This window comes from Stenotrophomonas sp. YJH_SMC_57 (genome assembly GCF_059369755.1).
The window spans coordinates 285,503-304,494 of sequence record NZ_JCAFSZ010000006.1; the positions used below are offsets into that span (position 1 = coordinate 285,503).

Below are 18,992 nucleotides of genomic sequence, written 5' to 3' on the forward strand. Positions count from 1 at the left end.
TCCGGCACAGTGCGCGACCACCGCCCGCGGGGCGGCCATGTTAGCGGCTCACCGGCCTTCCCGGCCATCGCCGGATGCCTGACACGCAACCGTGCTGAACATGTCCCGCGTGGCGCTCCAGCCTGGCTGACAGCTGCCTGCGGCCCTGCAACACCCCAAAACCCATAAGAGTGAAGCGCTCCCGCGGCCTGCCGTGGTGTCGTAGCGCTGGAAACCCAAGCCGCCCTCCCCGCGCTTGCGCGAATGGGCGGCGAGCCGTGTCCAGAGGCGAAACCCCATGGCGTTCCGCGCGGTAGCCGCTTGCGAGGAACGCAACAATGAAGCGAATGCTGATCAACGCCACGCAGGCTGAAGAGCTGCGTGTTGCCATCGTGGATGGCCAGTCGTTGTATGACATCGACATCGAACAGCCGTCGAAGGAACAGAAGAAGTCCAACATCTACAAGGGCCGGATCTTCCGCATCGAGCCCTCGCTGGAAGCGGCCTTCGTCGAATACGGTGGTGGCCGCCATGGCTTCCTGCCGCTGAAGGAAATCTCCCGCGACTACTTCCAGGCCGGTGTCGACCACAACAAGGCCGGCATCCGCGAGCTGCTGCGGGAAGGCCAGGAAATCGTCGTCCAGGTGGACAAGGAAGAGCGTGGCAACAAGGGCGCCGCCCTGACCACGTTCATCTCCCTGGCCGGCCGCTACATGGTGCTGATGCCGAACTCGCCGAGCGCGGGCGGTGTCTCCCGTCGCATCGAAGGCGAAGACCGGGCCGCCCTGAAGGACGCCCTGGACAAGCTGAACATCCCCGACGACATGGGCGTGATCATCCGCACCGCCGGCGTCGGCCGCGATGCCGAAGAGCTGCAGTGGGACCTGGACTACCTGCTCAACGTCTGGCGTGCCATCGCCGAGGCCGCGCTGAGCAAGCCGGCCCCGTTCCTGATCTACCAGGAATCGCGCCTGATCGTGCGCGCACTGCGTGACTACCTGCGCGCCGACATCGGCGAGATCCTGGTCGACACCGAGGAGATGTACGAGCACGCCCGCGAGTTCATGCAGCAGGTGATGCCGCAGACCCTGCGCAAGCTCAAGCACTACAAGGACGACATCCCGCTGTTCAACCGCTTCCAGATCGAGTCGCAGATCGAAGGCGCCTACGAGCGCAACGTGCGCCTGCCGTCGGGTGGCTCGATCGTGGTCGACCAGACCGAAGCGCTGACCGCGGTCGACGTCAACTCCTCGCGCGCCACCAAGGGCAGCGACATCGAGGACACCGCGTTCCAGACCAACCTGGAAGCGGCCGAGGAAGTGGCCCGCCAGCTGCGCCTGCGCGACCTCGGCGGCCTGGTGGTGATCGACTTCATCGACATGGCCTCCAACAAGCACCAGCGTGAGGTCGAGAACCGCCTGGCCAACGCGCTGAAGTACGACCGCGCGCGTGTGCAGGTCGGCCGCATCTCGCGCTTCGGCCTGCTGGAAATGAGCCGCCAGCGCCTGCGTCCGAGCCTGGGCGAGTCCAGCCAGATCGTCTGCCCGCGCTGCGACGGCCACGGCCGCATGCGCAGCGTTGAGTCGCTGTCGCTGTCGATCATCCGCGTCGCCGAAGAGCATGCGATGAAGGAGAACACCGGGCAGGTGCTGGTCCAGGCCCCGGTGGAGATCGCCAATTACCTGCTGAACGAGAAGCGCAGCGCCCTGCGCGAGATCGAGCAGCGCCACGAAGCGCCGATCGTGATCGTCGCCGACGAGCAGCTGCACACCCCGCACTACACCGTCACCCGCCTGCGCGAGAACGAGCTGGGTGAAGAGAGCAACAAGCCCAGCTACCAGCGCGGCACCCCGCGCAAGCTGCCGGTGCACGCCCTGACCAAGGGCCAGCTGAACATCCCGCCGCCGGCGGTGACCCAGGTCAAGCACACCTCCCCCGCCCCGGTGCGCGAGGAAGTGGAGCCGGCCGCGGCCGCTCCGGCCCCGGTCGTGGCCGCGCCGGTGGCGCAGGCTCCGAGCGGTGGCGTGATCGGTTGGCTCAAGCGTGTGTTCGGTGGCGAACCGGCCCCCGCGCCGGCGCCGGCGGCTCCGGCGGCACGCCAGCAGCAGGACGGCGGCCGCAAGGACCGCAACAAGGATCGCAACAAGGACCGCAAGGACCGTCGCGACGAAAACCGTGGCAACGGCGGCAATGGCAACGCGCAGCAGCAGAAGGACGGCGGCAACCGCAAGGACCGCGGCGAGCAGCGCAAGGACGGCCGCAACGGTAACAACGGCAATGCCCAGCAGCAGCCGCAGCAGGGCAAGCAGAAAGAGCCGCAGCAGAAGGATGGCCAGCAGCCGCAGCAGCAGAACAAACCGCGCAACGAGCAGCAGGGCCAGAACCCGCAGCAGCCGAAGCTGAAGCAGCCGAAGCAGCCGCGCCCGCAGCAGGATGGCGACAAGCCGGCCGAGAAGCCGCAGCGCAACGCCGCCGAGGTCCCGGCCGAAACCATGACTGCGGCTGCAGCCGTGGCCGCCACGGCGGTCGCCGCCAACGTGGTGACTGCGCAGGAAGCGACTGCACCGGTGGCGCCGGTCACCCCGGTGTCCGCCGCTCCGGTGGACGCCGCAGCACCGGTCGAGACCACTGCCAATGCGGCCAGCGAGGCCGAGGTGGTTGCGGTCGCTGCTGAAGAGGCTGCAGCCGACGCCAATGGCGAGCAGGCGGGCGAAGGCGCGACCCGTCGTCGTCGTGGCCGTCGTGGTGGCCGCCGCCGTCGTCGCGGTGGTGCCGAGAACGCTGCCGGCAGCGACGTCCTGGGCGATGACCAGGACGACGGTGACGACGGCGATGACACTGATGTCGCCGAGCCGACCGCTGACAGCACTGCCGGCACCGCGCCGGTCGCTGCTGCGCAGCCGGCTCGTTCGCAGCCGGAGTTCGACTTCGATGATGAAGTCGAGCCCGCCGCTACCGACGCCGCAAAGCCGGTTCGTGCTGCCGCCGCCGTTGCCGCCGCACCGGTTGCCGTGGTGAGCAGCGCTGTGGTCGAAGCCGCCGCCCCGGTCGTGGCCGAGGTGCAGGCTCCGATTGAAGCCGCCGCCAAGGCCGAACCGGCACCTTCGCCGGTGCAGACCAGCATGCTCGATGCCATCGACGCTGCGACCCCGGTGCAGCCGGTGGCCGTTACGACTCCGGTGACGGAAGCGGCGCCGGCGGTGGTCGAGGCTGCCCCGGTCGTTGAGGCCGCTCCGGCCGTTGAGACCAAGCCGGTCGTGGCCGAGGCAGCGCCGGTGGTGGAATCGAAGCCGGAGGTTGTTGACGCTTCCCCGGTGGTGGAAGCCCAGCCGGTGGCCGTTGAGGCCGCCCCGGTGGTGGAAACCGCGCCGGTGGTGGACGCCGCTGTGGCGATAGAAGCCACGCCGGTCGTCGAGACCGTGCCGATCGCCGAACAGCCGGTCGCTCCGGTGGCGGTCGAGGCCGCTGCGGTGGAAGCCGCTGCCCCGGTCGCCGAGGCCGTGGTGGCACCGTCGATTGACCCGGTTGCCGATGGTCACACCGACGCTGCGGCCCAGGCCGCCGAAGCCAAGGCTGACGAAGAAGACGAAGAGGCCGCCAAGCGCACGCCGCCGGCGAACTGATCGCTCTTTGATCACGTAAAAGCAGAACGGCGGGGATCGATGATCCCCGCCGTTCTTGTTTGTGCGATTTGCGCAGGTTTCGAATTGGTAGAGGCCAACCTTGGTTGGCGCCGTTGATTGAATGCACACGGACACGCCGGTGCCAACCAAGGTTGGCACCCACCAGGGCACCACCCGCGCACGGTCACTGCTTTGGTAGAGGCCAACCAGGGTTGGCACCTGCCTAAGCGCGTCTGCGTCAGGGTTTCGGTGCGAACTGCAGGCGGGTCCACACGCCGTAGTGGTCCGAGGCCCAGCGCCCGCTGTCGTCGGGCTGGTCGAACAGCAGCTTCGCCTCGCGCGCAACCATCTCGTCCTGCTGGAAGAAGATGTGGTCGATCCGCGAGGGCGCCTGGTAGTAGTGCCGGTTCAAGGTGCTGACCCCGGCCAGGTCCGTATTGACGTGCACGCTGCCATAGCTGTCACCGTAACGGCTGCGCAGCGCACTCAGGTCGCCGGCATCCACCAGTGCATTGAAGTCGCCCGCGATCACCACCGGCGCACCGGCCGAGGTGTCACTGATGAAGCGCAGCAGGTCCTCCACCTGGCTGCGACGGATGCCCTGGCCACGCTCGTCGTTGCGCTCGTTGAGATGCGTGGCGTAGACATTCACTGGCGTTCCATCGACGTCGATGCGCAGATGGGCGACGGTACGGTAATCGTCCAGCGGCTGCAGCAGATGATCGCCGTGGGCCAGGATCGGACGCCGGGTCAGCAACGCGTTGCCGTATCGCTTCGGGGCCCCGACCGGATCGGTGGACACGAACACATACCGGTAGCCGAGCTGGCTGGCCAGCCATTGGGCCTGGTTGCGGACATTGCGCCGCTGGATCACCTCCTGCAGGGCAACCGCATCCGGCTGCAGGCGCTTGAGCTCGGCCAGGATGGTGCGGCGACGACTCGGCCAGTCCTCGCGGTCGTGATGCAGATTGAAGGTGACCATGCTCATGCCGGGCGCATTGGCCACCTCAGCCGACGCGGCGGTGGCCGCAGGCTCGATCGCCATCACCACACCCGGCAGCGCCATTGCAATCGCCAGCCCCAGGGCACGCACCGACGTGCGCACCCTCACCCCCTGCTGCTTCATCGTTACTGTCCCTTGCGTTCGGCGCGGCGCACCGCGCTCGGCACGTCGATCTCGACCCGCGCCGGCAGCTGGTGCACGTGCAGTTCCTTGTTGATCCACTCGACCGCTTCACCGTTGACGGTGGCATCGCCCGGATCACCGGCATACGGCCACGGCAGCACCACGCCGCCCACCGGCGGTACCAGGCCCGGCTGCACCTCCAGCGTCAGCTGCTTGTCGCTGCGCTGCAGGCGGTAGTTGAGCTGGCCCTGCGGCGTTCGCAGGCCCTGCACGGCAATGCCCTCGCCCTGCAACCACGCGGCCGGCACACCGGCGGCCAGCACCAGGGCGTCATCCATGTCGCGGTGGTAGGCGAACATGTCCAGCGCCGAGCGCACGAAGTCGGAGGCAACCCAGGCATGCGGCAGGTCACCCACGAAGAACGGCTTGCGCGGCGTGCGTGACACCACTTCGGCCCACTGGTTCCAGGCCTGCGGCGCTCGGTCCTTGAAGAAGAACTCGGTGGCCTGCCAGGCGCGGTCACGCCAGCCCAGGCGCACGAACGCGGCAACGTTGCGCCACTCGTACGGGGTGTAGTCCTTCCACTCCCGCTTGCCATCGCGGCGGGCCACGAATTCGTTCCAATAGCGTTCGAAGGTCGCTTCCAGCGCCTGCTGCGGCAGGCGGCCCTGCTCCCCCCCCGGGGCCAGCGCGATGGTGGTCGAAGTTGCATCGAAATCGCCCAGCTCGGCCGAACCCGGCAGGTAATCGATGGTGTGCTGCTGCATCGCAGACAGCAGCGAAGCCTGCAGGTCATCGCGGAACTGGTCGCGCGATTCAGCGATCTGCATCGCCTCGACCTTGCCCAGCTGGGTCGCCAGAAGTGCAGCGTCCTTGTAACCGCGCAGTGCCCAGAAGTTGTCCCAGTACGAATGCATCGGCTTGGCCGAATAGCCTTCGTGGCTGATCGACGCTGGCATCATGCCGTAGAAGGCCGGGTTGCGCGCCCGGTTTTCCTCGGTGCGCTCGCTGGCACGCAGTTGTTCCATGTAGGTATAGGCACCCTGCACGTGCGGCCACATCAGTTCGACGAACGTGCTGTCGCCGGTGTAGCGCCCATATTCGGCAATGCTGTAGATCAGTTCGCCGTGGCTGTCGTTCTCCGGCACCGGGTCGCTGCCGCGCGCATCGACGCAGCACGGCACCTTGCCGTTCTCGAACTGGTACGGCGCGTACCAGTTGATGTAGTCACGCACGGCGTCGCTGCGGCCCATGCGCAGCAGGCCTTCGGAAATCATCGCGCCATCGCGGATCCAGCTGCGCGCGTAGGAACGGGTACCTGGCTGCAGGCGCGGCCCGACGCGCGAGATCAGCATGTGCGCCACCGCGGTACGCAGGGTATCAACCAGCGCCTGGCCGGCCGCCGGCACCTGCAGCGAAACCACGCCCAGCTTCTGTCGCCACTGCTCGGCAACCTGTGCCTGCGCCTTGGCCACGTCCAGCGCCTTGGGCGCCCAGCCACCGGTCTGCGGCAGTACCACCGCCACTTCGCGGCTCTGGCCGGGCTCCAGCTTGATCGTATACATCAGCGCGCCCGACGCCATGCCGGTGCTGTCCTTCACCGCCGTGGTGGCCGGGTACATGCCAGTGGCCAGATGCATCGCATCGAGCTTGCCGTCGAACGTGCTGGCAAAGCGCGCGTCCGGCACCTGCAGCGGGTAGATGCGCGGCTCACCGTTGACCCTCACCAGCTGCTCGCCGACATCCAGCGCATCGATGCGGCTGAAGCCGCCGACGGTGTTGAGGAACTGCGTCGGCGGGTTGACCTGCCACGGGCGGATCGCCAGTGCCAGGGTGTACTCATGCGCGACCTTGTCCGGATTGCTCAACCGGTAACGGCCGATCAGCTGCGAGCGCTCCGGCGTGCCCTGCACGAAGCTGGTCACCGCCAGGCCGACCTTCTCGTGTACCCAGTCGACGTTGGCGATCGGCAGATAGTGGTCCTGCAGCGACTGGGTGATGGCCACTTTCGACCAGTCCAGCAGCTTGCCATCGAGGCGGATGAACGGTTCGATGCTGAAGCTGCCCTTGGCCGGCTCCAGTGCGCCGTCCTCACTGATCAGCGCCTGCTCCTGGCCGCCATCGAGGCCCAGCAGGGTCCAGTACGGCTGTTCACCGACATAGGCGCGCGGCAGTGCACCACGCGGCAGGTCGGCAGCCACCGACGACAGGAATGCATTCGGAGTGGCAGCGAAGGCCAGCGGCCTGAGCGCGATGTCACGGATGCCATAGCGCCAGTTCGGGCCATCCTGCAGATCGAAGCGCACGTAGCGTGCGTCGGTATCCGGCAGCGCCAGCCAATCACGGCCACCGGCACCACTGGTCACTTCGCGTACGGTGCGCCAGTCGCGGCCATCCTCCGAGGTGCGCACGGTATAGCGGCGCGCTTCCAGGTCCGGCAGCCAGTCGATCACCGCACCGCCGATCTCGCGGCTCTTGTGCAGGTCCAGGCTGATGGTCTGCTGCTTGACACCCCCGCTGATCCAGAACGTATCGCTCTTGCCGTCGATCATGCGGTCCTGCAGCGCGGTGGCGGTATCGGCGATCACCGATGGCACCAGCGCTGAATCATCCTGCGGCGGCAGGCCCTGCAGGGTCAGCCTGTCGAAGCACACCGTGCCACGCCCGCCGACCTTGCTGTAGATCGTGAACTCGACTGCGGCACTGCGCGCCATCTCCTTCTCGGGCGACGGCCCCCACGCCTTGTCGATCTGCCGGCGGCGGTATTCGACCGGCGTCCACGCCTTGGGGAAGCTGTAGCCGGGACGGTTGACCCACCACACGTTGTCGCCGCTGGCGTCGATCAGCTTGAACTGCAGGTCATTGCCCGGCGAATCACCGCGCAGCTGGAACCCGAAGCGATAGTTGGCCGGGTACTCGATGTTGAGCGCGCGACGGATGCCGACGTAGCCGGAAACCTTGTGGAAATCGTAGTCCAGGCACAGCGCGCGGCCGCCACCGGCACCACTGACCGGGCGCAACGAACCACTGACCTGGTCGGACAGCACCAGTTTCCAGGCGCCGATATCGTCGAAATCGTCCAGCACTTTCGGTGCCGGCAGCGCCGGCGGCGCGGCGATCGCCAGGTAGGTCCACAACAGGCCCAGTCCAACGGCGATCGCTCGCTTCATCCTTTGACGCTCCCCAGCAACAGACCTTGGATGTAGTACCGCTGCAGCACCAGGAACAGCGCCAGCACCGGGACCACGGTGACCACCGCGCCGGCCATCATCATTTCCACGTCCATGATGTGTTCGCGCGAGAGGGTGGCCAGTGCCACCGGCAAAGTGTAGTGCTCCTGGTCGGTCAACACGATCAACGGCCACATGAAATCGTTCCACGCGCCCATGAAAGTGAAGATCGCCAGGGTAACCAGCACCGGCTTGAGCATCGGCAGCACGATCTGGAAGAAGATGCGCAGCTCCCCTGCCCCGTCGATGCGCGCCGCTTCCAGCAGCTCGTCCGGGATCGAACGCGCGTACTGGCGCACCAGGAAAATGCCGAACACGCTGGCCAGCGCCGGCACGATCACGCCGCCGAAGCTGTTGACCAGGCCCAGCTGCTTCATCAGCAGGAACAGCGGCAGCATCGCCACCTGCGCCGGGATCACCAGCGCGGCCATCAGCACCTGGAACAGGCGCTCGCGGCCGACGAAGTTCAGCTTGGCGAAGGCATAGCCGGCCATGGTGTTGAGCAGCAGCGAACCAATCGTGATGCCCAGCGACACCAGCAGGCTGTTGGCGAAGTTGCCGCCCATGCCGGTGCGCGCGAACAGCTCATGGTAGTTGTGCGTGGTGATGCTCGAAGGCAGCAGCGGCGGCGGGAAATGACTGGCCTCGCCCTGCGGCATGAACGACACCGACACCATCCACAGCAGCGGCGCCAGGCTGACCAGGGCCAGCACCAGCAACGCACCATTGATCATCCACGGGTACCAGCGCGACTGGCCGATTTCACGACTCATACCAACTGCCTCCTGCGGCCGAAACGCAGCATCACGGTGGTCACCGCCAGGATGATCAGGAACAGCAGGAACGCTACCGCGGAGGCGCGTCCCAGGTTCCACCACTTGAAGCCTTCCTCGAACATGAAATACAGCACGCTGACGGTGCTCTGCAGTGGGTCGCCACGGGTCATCACGTAGGGCTCGGCGAACAGCTGGAAGTAGCCGGACACGGTAATGACCCCGACCACCAGCAGCACCGGGCCGAGCATCGGCAGGGTGATGTGCAGGAACTGCTTCCAGCGCGAGGCGCCGTCGATGCGCGCGGCCTCGTACAGGTCATGCGGGATCGCCTGCAGGCCGGCCAGGAAGATCACCATGTTGTAGCCGAAGTTCTTCCACACCGCGAACAGCATGATGGTCGGCATCGCCCAGTTGGGATCGCCCAGCCAGTCGATCGGGCTGATGCCCAGATGGCCCAGTCCGTAGTTCACCAGCCCGTAGCTGGTATGGAACAGGTAGCGCCAGATCACCGCCACCGCCACCAGAGTGGTCACCACCGGGGCGAACAGCGCGGTGCGGAACAGCGCCTTGAAGCGCGCGGCCGGTGCATTGAGCAGCATCGCCGCGCCCAGCGACACGCCGATCGACAACGGCACGCCGATCAGCACGAAGTAGGTGGTGTTCCACAACGACTTCCAGAACATCGGTGTCTGCAGCAGATCGATGTAGTTGCCGAGGCCGACGAAACGCAGGTTGCTGCTGTCGGCCAGCGCGTAGAGGTCGAAGTCGGTCACGCTCAGCGCCAGCGCCGAAGCCACCGGCAGGCCGAAGAACACGCCCAGCACGATCAGCGAGGGGCCGGCAAAGATCCAGCCGGCAAGTGAAGTACGTTTCATTGCGCGCTCCCGGCGGCCACGGCACTGCTCGATTGCGGCGACGGCGCACGCTGCTGCAGGCGTTGTTGTTCATGCATCCAGCGGCGCTTGGCCAGCACCTTGTCCACGCGCTGGTCCAGCTCTTCCACCGCCTTGTCCTGCGGCAGGCCACCGCGCACCACCTTTTCGGTGACGATGCGCATTTCCTGCACGATGCGCTCCCACTCGAGCACCTTCGGCGTCGGCTTGACCCGCTCCAGCTGGTCGCGGAACGCAACCGCCAGCGGATCGTTGGCCAGCGACGGCGCATTCCAGGTACTGCGGCGCGGCGGCAGGTCACCGATGATCGAGTGGAAGCGCGCCTGGATCTGCGGCCGCGACAGGAACTCGATCAGCTTCCACGAGGCTTCCTTCTGCTGCGACTTGCGGAAGATCACCAGGCTGGTGCCACCGGCGATGCCGGCCCCGGGGCCGTCCGGTCCCGGCAATGCGGCGGTACCCCACTGCCCTTCCAGCTCCTTCGGCTGCAGCTTCTTGAACTCACGGATGTTCCAGGGACCGGAGATGTAGAACACATTGAAGCCACGGAAGAACTCGTCCCAGACGTTGGAGATCTGCGTCTCGGACATCTTCGGCGCCCAGCCCTGCTCGAACATGTTGGCGTAGAAGGCCAGCGTGCGGCGGAACCCCGGGCTGGCGAAATTGCCGCGGGTGTCGTCGTCGCGCAGCAGCGGATCGGGCTGCTGCAGCGCCAGCGACAGCTGCTGCTCGAACTCGTTGATCGGCATCAGCACCGCGTAGCGGTTCGGCCCCTGCATCTTCTTGATCGCGGCCATCTGCTCGTCCCACTCCTGCCAGGTGCGCGGCGGATGGTCGTAGCCGGCCTTGGCCAGCAGATCCTTGCGGTAGTAGATCAGGCGGGTATCGACATACCACGGCACGCCGACCAGCTCGCCATGGATCACGTTGGTATCCCAGATGCCCTGGAAGTAGTCCTTCGGGTCCACCACGGACGAACGCTGCACGAACGGCTGCAGCGGCGTCAACGCGTCGAGTTCGGCGAACTCGGGCACCCAGGTGTTGCCGAGCTGGCATACGTCGGGCAGGCCGTCGGCGGCGAACGCCGTCAGCAGCTTCTCGTGCGCGGCCGTCCAGGGAATGTTCTGCACATCCACCTTGACGCCGGGGTTCTCGGCCTCGAACTCGTGGATCAGCTCGCTGACCACCTCGGCCTCGCGGCCCATCGCCCAGAAGCGCACGGTGGTGGTGCCCGGCTCGGTGCGGGCGCAGCCGGCCACGGCCAGTGCGGCCAGGGCAGGCAGCGCCCAGCGGCGCAGGCGGTCGATCCAGTTCGGCATCGGGTTACTTGCCCTGGCCTGTGGTGCGGTTGGCATTGTTCTTCTGTTCCTGCGCGGCAGCCGCGCGTGATTCGGCGATACCCACCGCGCGTGCCGCCGCGGCCTTTTCGTCCTTCTGCAGTTCAAGCGGCTGGAACGAGCCTTCCGGCGCCAGCCAGCCACCACTGAACCCGGCCCGCTCCAGTCCCTTGCGGATGTACGGGTTCTTCTTCATCACTTCCCAGACGAAATCATTCCGGTAGTTGGCGATCATGGTCAGGATCGGGCCCTGGTCGATGGCGATGTAGTCGCTGGCGACCCAGCCACGATCCGGCACCAGGCGACCGGTCTTGATTGGAATGTCGTAGTTGAAGCTGGGATTGAACGAATCCAGGAAGCCATAGCTGGAATAGATGTAGTCGCCATAGCGCTTGTGCATCTCCAGCGTGGCCGGGATCACCTGCTCGGGCGCGAACACCACCGATGCGATTGCGGCGGTCGGCGCAATGGTGCCGTCATCGAAGTTCTCGCGCAGGCCGGCGCCGCGCGAAGAGTAATGGCGGAACTGGCGCTGCTCGCCGCGGTATTCCTGGGTGGTGTTCTGCGGGCCGTCGCTGGCGGTCAAACCCCACACGTTCTCGCCATAGTCCTTCCACTGCATCGGGTTGGCGATGGCGTACTCACGCTGGGCCAGCGCGGCCGAACGGCTGTTGAGGAAATAGGTGCTGCCGCGCTCGCGCATGTACGCGTCCTGGATGTCACGGAAGTCGATCCAGACGTGGCTGTACTGGTGGCCGAACAGCGGGCCGAAGGACAGGTATTCCTGGCCCTGGTAGACACCCCAGTCGTTGTCGTAGGTCCGCGTCCATACCGTCCAGGCATCCGGGCTCACCGGGTGCGTCGGCGAGCCCAAAGCAAGGATGTAGACCATCATCGCTTCGTTGTAGCCCATCCAGTCGTGGTCGATGAAGCCGCTCTCGGGGAACCAGCCCATCGAGATCAGCGGTGCACGCTGCTGCAGCCACGGCCAGTCGATCTTCCTGTACAGCGTGTCGGCGATCTGGCGGATTTCCTTCTCGCGCGGATCGTCGCCATCGTAGTACGACTGCGCGAACAGCACGCCCATCATCAGCAACGCGGTATCCACCGACGAAAGCTCGACCCAGCTGTCGTAGCGACGGCCTTCCTGCATGTCCAGGAAGTGGTAGTAGAAGCCCTTGTAGCCGGCCTTGCCGGTGCGCTGCGGCCCCATCGGCACTTCGCGGAAGAACTTCAGCGTGGTCAGGGTGCGCTCGATCGCCTGGTTGCGGCTGACCCAGCCGTTCTCGATGCCGATCGGATAGGCGGTCAGCGCGAAGCCGACCGAGGCGATGCTGGCGAACGGCCGCGACGGATAGCGGTCCGGGGTCAGGCCGTTGATCTCGTTGGTGGTGTCCCAGAAGAACTGGAAGGTGCGGCGCTCGATGTCGTCGAACAGCGGCGGCAGCTCCGGCTTCATCGGCCGCGGCGGTGCGTCGGCCTCGATCAGGATCACCGGCGGGCGCGGCTTGGCAGGCTCCTGCTGGGCCGGCTGGCAGGCGGCCACGGCCAGGCTCAACGCTGCGGCGGACAACAGATGGCGTGCCTGCATGGCGCGGTTCCTCCGGTGGTCTGATCGATGGGAAAGCATAACGTCCAATGATCTGAAATCGTTTACAAGGTGCGTTCTTAAAAAACCACGAAAAACGTGGTTTGACACCGCGATCATTGCCCACGCCGCTGCCCCCTGCCCGGCAGCGGCGTGGGCAATCGACCGGCACGCGGCCGGCCATTGCCATGCATCCCTTCAGCCGATGCCGCCGGTGAACCGGCGGCATCGGGTCGTGCATCTACATCCGGGCTTAGAAGCGGAAGCCCACTTCGGCCTTGATCTGACGCGGCGTACCGATGATTTCGCCGGTCTCGTTGTAGCTCGCCTGCAGCTTGCCGTTGGTCTTGACGTAGTTGTAGGTGGAGAAGTTATCGAAGTTGAACACGTTGATGATGTCGATACGCGCGTACAGCTCGGTATCGCCCGGCATCTTGAACGTCTTCGTCGCCTGCAGGTCAACCGAACGGTAGCCGAAGATCTTGCCACCCACCAGGAACTTGCCGGTGGCGTTGGGCACAGCCGCCTGCGGAGTCGGCAGGGTGTAGCCGCTGGCCTGCATCACCGGGTACCAGTCGTTGACGGCAGTCGGGGTTGCCAGGGTGATCTTGCCGCCGAAGGTGATGCCCCAGAAGCCCGCGTACGAACCGGTCACCACCAGGCGGTGGCGCGGCGCGCCGTTGGAGCGGATGGTCGGGTAGTCACCGATCAGGCCGCGGTCAAACGCGTACTTCTCGTTGATGTCGCGGTTGTGGCGGGCGGTGGTCCAGGTGTAGGCGATCGAGGTGCCCCAGCCACTTTCCTTGGTGAACGGCTTCTGCGCCGACAGCAGCACCTGGGTGGCACGGGTCTTGATGCCCTGCTGGCCAATGATCAGGCTGCCGAAGCCCGGCACGTTGCAGCTCCACGCCTGGCTCAGGCCCGGATCGGTGCCGCCACACAGGCGCGGATCATCGAAGAACTGGCCGGTCGGGTAACGGTTACCCAGGGTGAAGGCAAAGCCGTCGTAGCTCAGGGTACGGGCGATGGTGGCATCGGTCAGCCACTCGCCGATCCGGTTGCTCATGCCCAGGCTGAACTGGTCCGAGTACGGCGCCTTCAGCTTGTTGTTCAGCAGGTCGACTTCCAGTCCGGCGTTGCTGGTCGCGCCGACCAGTGACTGCAGGTTGCCGATGCCGTTGAGCAGGTTCGGGTTCCAGTCATAGCAGGCGGCCTGGCCGTTGATGCAGGTACCGGTGGCCGGGTTGCGGAAGTAGATGGTCGGCTGCGGCAGGGCCAGCTTGGTGGTTTCCAGCTGCAGGTTGTCGAACAGGTCACGGTCGTAGGAACGGCCGGCACCGCCATGGATCACATGCTGCTCGTCGGCATTGATGTCATACGAGAAGCCCAGGCGCGGCTGCCAGGCATCCTTGAACGCTTTGCGGTTATGGCCGTTGCTGATGTAGTCGCTGATGTCCAGGCCACCCAGCGCCAGCGAATCGGCGTAGGTCTGGCCGGCAGGCGCACGCGGATCCTGCGAATAGATGGCGTCGACCACCTGCTGCGGAGTCACGAAGTTCAGGTAGGTCGGAGTCTTTTCGTAGTCCCAGCGCAGGCCGATGTTCAGCTGCAGGTGGTCGTTGACCTGCCAGTCGTCCTGGATGAACACGCCGTACTGCTTGGACTTCGAACGGACTTCGCCGGACACCCCCGACACGCCGGTCACCGGCTTGACGAACTGCGCCTTGTACGGAATCGAATCCGGGAAGTCCGGATCGCCCAGGGAATAGGTGAAGGTCGGGTTGATCTGTGCCGCATCGGAGGCGTACAGGTCGATCTGCTTGTACTTCACGCCCATCTTGATGGTGTGGTCGCCGGCCCACTGGATGCCATCCAGGGTCAGGTTGTCTTCGATCGACCAGCCCTTCTGGCCCTTCACCTGCGAATCCAGTGCCGAGGCGCCACCGATCTTCACCACGGTGCGGTCTTCGGGACCGTCCGGCGCGGTGTAGGTGATGCCGTTGGCCAGCGTCAGCGGGGTCGGATTGTTGAACGAATCTTCGTGAGTAACCATCAACTCGTTGTAGTAGCGCTCACCGCTGTGGTTCCAGCGCAGGGCGTAACGACGGTCGGTGTTGACCACTTCGCGGCCGGCTTCCGGCGAGGTCTGGCCACTGAACTGAGACTGGGTTTCGTCACGGTCCTGGAAAGTCAGCTCGATGCGATCATTGTCGGTCGGCTCGAAGTCGATCTTGCCGAAGATCAGGTCCTGCTGGAACGGCTGGCTGGCCGGGCCGAGGCCGGCGGCGCCGGCAGGCGGCAGCAGACCGGCGGCCGCGGTGACCGCGCCATCCGGCGCGATGGTGACCGGCAGGTCGAAGCGCTTGGCTTCATAGGTCACGAAGAAGTGGGCCTTGTCCTGGATGATCGGGCCACCCAGCGCGAAGCCGTATTCCTTCTCGGCCGAATCCTCCTTGCCCTTGTTCGGCTGGCGTTCGGCCGGGGTCATCGCGCGCATGCTGTCGTTGGTGTAACGGTAGAAGGCTTCACCCTTGAACTCGTTGGTACCCGACTTGGTCGCGGCGGTGACGGCAGCACTGGACACCTGGCCGTACTCGGCCTTGTAGTTGCCGCTGATGACCTTGTACTCGCCAATGGCCAGCTGCGGGAACGGATTGCCGGCGCTGCCGGACTGGCCGGCGACGCCGCCGCCCTTCACGTAGCTCTTCTGGCCCACACCGTCGATGTACACATTGGTGCCATCGGCATTGGTGGCACCACCGCGCAGCGAGGTGTTGCCCTTGGCATCACGGGTGAAGATCAGGCCCGGCACCGCGTCGGCGAACTCCAGGAAGTTGCGCGAGACCTGCGGGGTGGTCTGGATCTGCTGCAGGCTGACGGTCTTGCCGACTTCGGAGGTGCGCACTTCCTGCAGCAGGGTCGGTGCGACGACGTTGACGGTGTCGAGGTTGGTCGCGGCGGTCGAACCCGGGGTGCTGCTGGCCGCACCGGCGAAGTTCAGGGTGGCGGTCGAGGCCACGGTGACGGTGACCTTCTGCGACTGGCCATTGGCGACCACGTCATAGGTGCCCGGGTCCAGGCCCATCAGCGAGTAGCTGCCGTCGGCACGGATGGTGCCGCGGCGGACGGTGCCGGTGGCCACGTTGGTGGCGGTGACTTCGGTACCTGCCTGGGCGCCGGCCACCTGGCCACGAAGGCTGGCATTGGCCGACTGCGCCATGACGTTCGGAGCGGCGGCCAGCATCAGGCAGCTGACCAGTGCGGTGCTCAGCAGCCGGCGTGCCGGCGTGCGGAAGGTGGTGTGCATCATCAACTCAATCTCCGGGTGGCGGTGACCGCTTGCGCGGTCCCTGCGATCAATCAAAAAAGAAGGAACGCCTCTGGCTTCAACGGCCGGATGGCGGAGTGGTGGAATCGCGAACTATCAAGCGGGGAACCAGGGTCTGCTTGTCCCCTGTCCCGTCCGTGGAGGTGCCGTCCATCAACTGCATCAGGCGCGTCATGGCCCGATCGCCGAGCTCGGCGATGCTGACCTGCATGGTGGTCAGCGACGGGTGGACGAAACGCGCCAGTGGAATGTCATCGAAACCCGCCAGGGCGACATCGGACGGCACATGGACCCCTGCCTGCGTGAACGCATACAGGCAACCCAGGGCCATCATGTCGTTGGCGGCGAACACGGCATCGGGCAGCGCTCCGGCTGCCAGCAACTCCTGACCGGCGCGATGGCCGGAAGCTTCGTCGAAATCACCGGGCAGCTCGATGCCCTCGGCGCCACTGCCGAATGCGGCCAGCGCGTCACGGAAGCCGCGCAGGCGCTCGCGCGCGTCGAAGTTGAGGTCCGGGCCAGAAATGAACGCGATGCGGCGGTGACCGGCATCCAGCAGGTGGCGGGTCATCGCCATCGCGCCGGCATGGTCGTCGATGCTCAGCACCGGGTGGTCCTGCCCGGGCAGATAGGTGTTGATCAGCACCGTCGGCAGCGACTGCGGCAGGTTGTCGGTCAGGAAGCCCGGGCTCTCGGCATAGGGCGACAGCACCAGCAGGCCGTCGACGCGGCCGCGCATGGCACGCAGGGCCGCGCCCTGCTGCTCCTGGTCACCGTGGTAGCTGGACACCAGCAGGTGCTGGCGGCGGTTGCGGGCAACGTTGTCGATGCCGCGCATCAGCTCGGAGAAGAATTCGCCGTACAGGTCCGGAAGCACCACGCCCACCGTATTGGTGCGGCGGCTGCTCAGGCTGCGGGCGGCGGCGTGCGGGGTGTAACGCAGCCGTGCGGCCACCTCCAGCACAAGCTGGCGGACCGGTTCGGCGACATTTTCATGCCCGTTGAGCGCGCGGGAAACCGTGGCCACGGAGACCCGGGCTTCGCGAGCGACGTCTTTGATTGTGATAGCTGCCTTGTTCACGAAGCCGCCCTCCACGGCTTGGACCTACCAGCATTGGCGCGGAATGTAAGCGTTTCCATCTGGGCTTGTAAACAGTCCGTTAGGCGAATGTCCTGAAATGGACATGGAAATCTGTCCATGGCGGGGCCCCGCAGGGACCGGCCAGGACAGTGCGGGACAAGGGCTCAGCCCTGTTCTGACGGGGTCTGTGCGCGGATGGACAAGGCGTGGATATCGGTGTCCATCATCGACCCCAGCGCGGCGTAGACCGCGCGATGCCGGGCCAGCGGGCCCAGTCCGGCGAAGCGTTCACTCACCACATGCACGTTGAAATGGCCGCGCCCGTCGCGCGCGCCGGCATGCCCGGCATGGCGATGACTGTCGTCCTCGATCTCGAGCACGCTCGGGGCCAGTGCCTGTTGCAGCGCATCACGCATCCGTGCGATCCGTTCCGCGTTCACGGCAGGACCTTGCGGAACGGACGCACCTGCACGCGGGTGTAGACGCCTGCGGCCACGTACGGGTCGGCATCGGCCCAGGCCTGGGCCTGTACCAGCGATTCGAACTGCGCGATCACCACCGAACCACTGAAACCGGCCGGGCCCGGGTCTTCACTGTCCACCGCCGGGCACGGGCCGGCCAGCAGCAGGCGCCCCTCGTCACGCAGCGCGTGCAGCCGCGCCAGGTGTTCCGGCCGCGCCTGCAGCCGCTGCGCCAGCACATCCTGGCCGTCATACCCTTCGATCACATACCACACCGGCATTTCCTCGCTTGCGTTGTCGGGTGCGCAGATTCTAGCCAATGCGGCCGCTGCCCCCGGCCCGGCTGGACACTGGCGCGACAAAGGCTTACCCTAGACTCCATTGCACGTGGCTGGATGCAGCAGCCCGTCGGTTTTTGCGGCCAACGCAGCCCCCGACGACCGTCCCGCTGCTTCAAAACCGGACCACCTGGCCGGGCCACGTAGACGACCTCCCCGTAGTTCTGTCGCTGCCGTTCCCTGCGGCGCGTCCTGCTGTTTGATATGTGTGGAATCGCGCCGATCCCGGCGTGTCTGGTGCCCTGGGGCTCCGTGGCGATGGCCCGGCGATCCTGGTGCCGCGACTGGTCCGTTGCAATCCTGATGTCCATTAGATGACTTCCGAACTCGCGCTCGACGCGAACCCGCCAACCCGGCCGCCCGCCCCCCAGCAGCAGGAAATGCCGCTGGCCGTGGTGCATGGGCAACCGGTCCTGCAGATTCCGCAGGACCTGTACATTCCGCCGGACGCGCTGGAAGTCATCCTGGATGCCTTCGAAGGCCCGCTGGACCTGCTGCTGTACCTGATCCGCCGGCAGAACCTGGACGTGCTGGACATCCCCGTGGCCGAGATCACCCGGCAGTACGTGGAATACATCACCGTGATGCGCGAGCTGCGCTTCGAGCTTGCTGCCGAATACCTGGTGATGGCCGCGATCCTGGCCGAGGTGAAGTCGCGCATGCTGCTGCCGCGCCCGGTAAGCGAGGAAGGCGACGAAGCCGACCCGCGCGCCGAACTGGTGCGCCGCCTGCAGGAGTACGAACGTTTCAAGCAGGCCGCCGAGGACATCGACGCCCTGCCCCGCCAGGACCGCGACACCAGCCTGGCACACGCCTTCATGCCCGAACGCGCTACGGTGAAGCTGCCGCCGCCGGTGGACCTGAAGGAAATGCTGCTGGCGCTGCACGACGTGCTCAAGCGCGCCGAGCTGTTCAGCGGCCACGCCATCAAGCGCGAGGCGCTGAGCGTGCGGCAACGCATGGGCGAAGTGCTCGGCCGGCTTGAAGATGGCAAGTTCTATCGTTTTGAAGGGCTGTTCACCGCTGAAGAAGGCAAGCTGGGCGTGCTGGTCACGTTCCTGGCGGTGCTGGAACTGGCCAAGGAACAGCTGCTGGACATCGTCCAGGAAGAGCCGCTGGCGCCGATCTACGTGAAGTCGCTGGCGGCCGGCAACACCAATGCCCCGCTGCAGTTCAGCAGCGAGTTCGACGACAACGACGCCGCCAATGCGGACGAGTGAGCGCTGACTGCC

The 18,992-nt window shown here is 66.0% G+C and carries 12 protein-coding genes; 2 read left to right on the top strand and 10 right to left on the bottom strand.

Annotated features, from left to right (window positions below; translation table 11 throughout):
* The first annotated feature begins 317 nt into the window (after positions 1–317).
* Positions 318–3,602, top strand: coding sequence for a ribonuclease E (gene rne / locus AC5P7U_RS10360; protein WP_495221052.1), 3,285 nt, complete (start codon positions 318–320; stop codon positions 3,600–3,602).
* Between the two features lie 238 nt (positions 3,603–3,840).
* Here the strand turns inward: rne and AC5P7U_RS10365 are convergent, their stop codons facing one another.
* The 10 genes from AC5P7U_RS10365 to AC5P7U_RS10410 form a co-directional block, all read right to left on the bottom strand.
* A complete protein-coding gene (locus AC5P7U_RS10365; RefSeq protein WP_495221053.1) occupies positions 3,841–4,728 on the bottom strand; it encodes an endonuclease/exonuclease/phosphatase family protein in 888 nt (295 codons plus the stop codon).
* 2 nt (positions 4,729–4,730) lie between these two features.
* Positions 4,731–7,898: a discoidin domain-containing protein gene (locus tag AC5P7U_RS10370; protein WP_495221054.1), complete on the bottom strand. Its 3,168-nt coding sequence runs from the start codon at positions 7,896–7,898 to the stop codon at positions 4,731–4,733.
* A complete protein-coding gene (locus tag AC5P7U_RS10375; RefSeq protein WP_006456347.1) occupies positions 7,895–8,731 on the bottom strand; it encodes a carbohydrate ABC transporter permease in 837 nt (278 codons plus the stop codon). Before AC5P7U_RS10375 ends, AC5P7U_RS10370 begins: the two co-directional genes overlap by 4 nt.
* Positions 8,728–9,609, bottom strand: a complete 882-nt coding sequence (locus AC5P7U_RS10380; protein ID WP_006456348.1) for a carbohydrate ABC transporter permease — start codon at positions 9,607–9,609, stop codon at positions 8,728–8,730. The genes AC5P7U_RS10375 and AC5P7U_RS10380 overlap by 4 nt, the downstream gene beginning before the upstream one ends.
* Positions 9,606–10,946 carry a sugar ABC transporter substrate-binding protein gene (locus tag AC5P7U_RS10385; protein WP_006456350.1) on the bottom strand — a complete coding sequence of 447 codons (1,341 nt, stop codon included), beginning with the start codon at positions 10,944–10,946 and terminating at the stop codon, positions 9,606–9,608. Before AC5P7U_RS10385 ends, AC5P7U_RS10380 begins: the two co-directional genes overlap by 4 nt.
* Positions 10,947–10,950: 4 nt before the next feature.
* Positions 10,951–12,555: a glucoamylase family protein gene (locus AC5P7U_RS10390; RefSeq protein ID WP_495221055.1), complete on the bottom strand. Its 1,605-nt coding sequence runs from the start codon at positions 12,553–12,555 to the stop codon at positions 10,951–10,953.
* A 250-nt stretch (positions 12,556–12,805) separates the two neighbouring features.
* Positions 12,806–15,862 (bottom strand): TonB-dependent receptor, encoded by a 3,057-nt coding sequence (locus tag AC5P7U_RS10395; RefSeq protein WP_006456451.1) that lies wholly within the window; start codon positions 15,860–15,862, stop codon positions 12,806–12,808.
* Positions 15,863–15,938: 76 nt separating this feature from the next.
* Positions 15,939–16,976 (bottom strand): LacI family DNA-binding transcriptional regulator, encoded by a 1,038-nt coding sequence (locus AC5P7U_RS10400; protein ID WP_006456453.1) that lies wholly within the window; start codon positions 16,974–16,976, stop codon positions 15,939–15,941.
* A 149-nt stretch (positions 16,977–17,125) separates the two neighbouring features.
* The gene (locus tag AC5P7U_RS10405) at positions 17,126–17,401 is read right to left on the bottom strand and encodes a BolA family protein (RefSeq protein ID WP_006456455.1); all 276 of its coding nucleotides are present in this window, start codon (positions 17,399–17,401) and stop codon (positions 17,126–17,128) included.
* Positions 17,398–17,697, bottom strand: a complete 300-nt coding sequence (locus AC5P7U_RS10410; protein WP_049456038.1) for a YciI family protein — start codon at positions 17,695–17,697, stop codon at positions 17,398–17,400. Before AC5P7U_RS10410 ends, AC5P7U_RS10405 begins: the two co-directional genes overlap by 4 nt.
* A 377-nt stretch (positions 17,698–18,074) precedes the next feature.
* Here AC5P7U_RS10410 and AC5P7U_RS10415 point away from each other — a divergent pair, with 377 nt between their 5' ends.
* On the top strand, positions 18,075–18,980 hold the full coding sequence (locus AC5P7U_RS10415; RefSeq protein ID WP_006456456.1) for a segregation and condensation protein A: 906 nt from the start codon (positions 18,075–18,077) through the stop codon (positions 18,978–18,980).
* Positions 18,981–18,992: the final 12 nt, after the last annotated feature.

Bases quoted from the DNA above. Each gene is read 5' to 3' on its own strand.
- rne (WP_495221052.1), top strand. From the start codon at position 318: ATGAAGCGAATGCTGATCAACGCCACGCAGGCTGAAGAGCTGCGTGTT.
- AC5P7U_RS10390 (WP_495221055.1), bottom strand. From the start codon at position 12,555: ATGCAGGCACGCCATCTGTTGTCCGCCGCAGCGTTGAGCCTGGCCGTG.
- AC5P7U_RS10370 (WP_495221054.1), bottom strand. From the start codon at position 7,898: ATGAAGCGAGCGATCGCCGTTGGACTGGGCCTGTTGTGGACCTACCTG.
- AC5P7U_RS10375 (WP_006456347.1), bottom strand. From the start codon at position 8,731: ATGAGTCGTGAAATCGGCCAGTCGCGCTGGTACCCGTGGATGATCAAT.
- AC5P7U_RS10365 (WP_495221053.1), bottom strand. From the start codon at position 4,728: ATGAAGCAGCAGGGGGTGAGGGTGCGCACGTCGGTGCGTGCCCTGGGG.
- AC5P7U_RS10415 (WP_006456456.1), top strand. From the start codon at position 18,075: ATGACTTCCGAACTCGCGCTCGACGCGAACCCGCCAACCCGGCCGCCC.
- AC5P7U_RS10395 (WP_006456451.1), bottom strand. From the start codon at position 15,862: ATGATGCACACCACCTTCCGCACGCCGGCACGCCGGCTGCTGAGCACC.
- AC5P7U_RS10385 (WP_006456350.1), bottom strand. From the start codon at position 10,946: ATGCCGAACTGGATCGACCGCCTGCGCCGCTGGGCGCTGCCTGCCCTG.
- AC5P7U_RS10380 (WP_006456348.1), bottom strand. From the start codon at position 9,609: ATGAAACGTACTTCACTTGCCGGCTGGATCTTTGCCGGCCCCTCGCTG.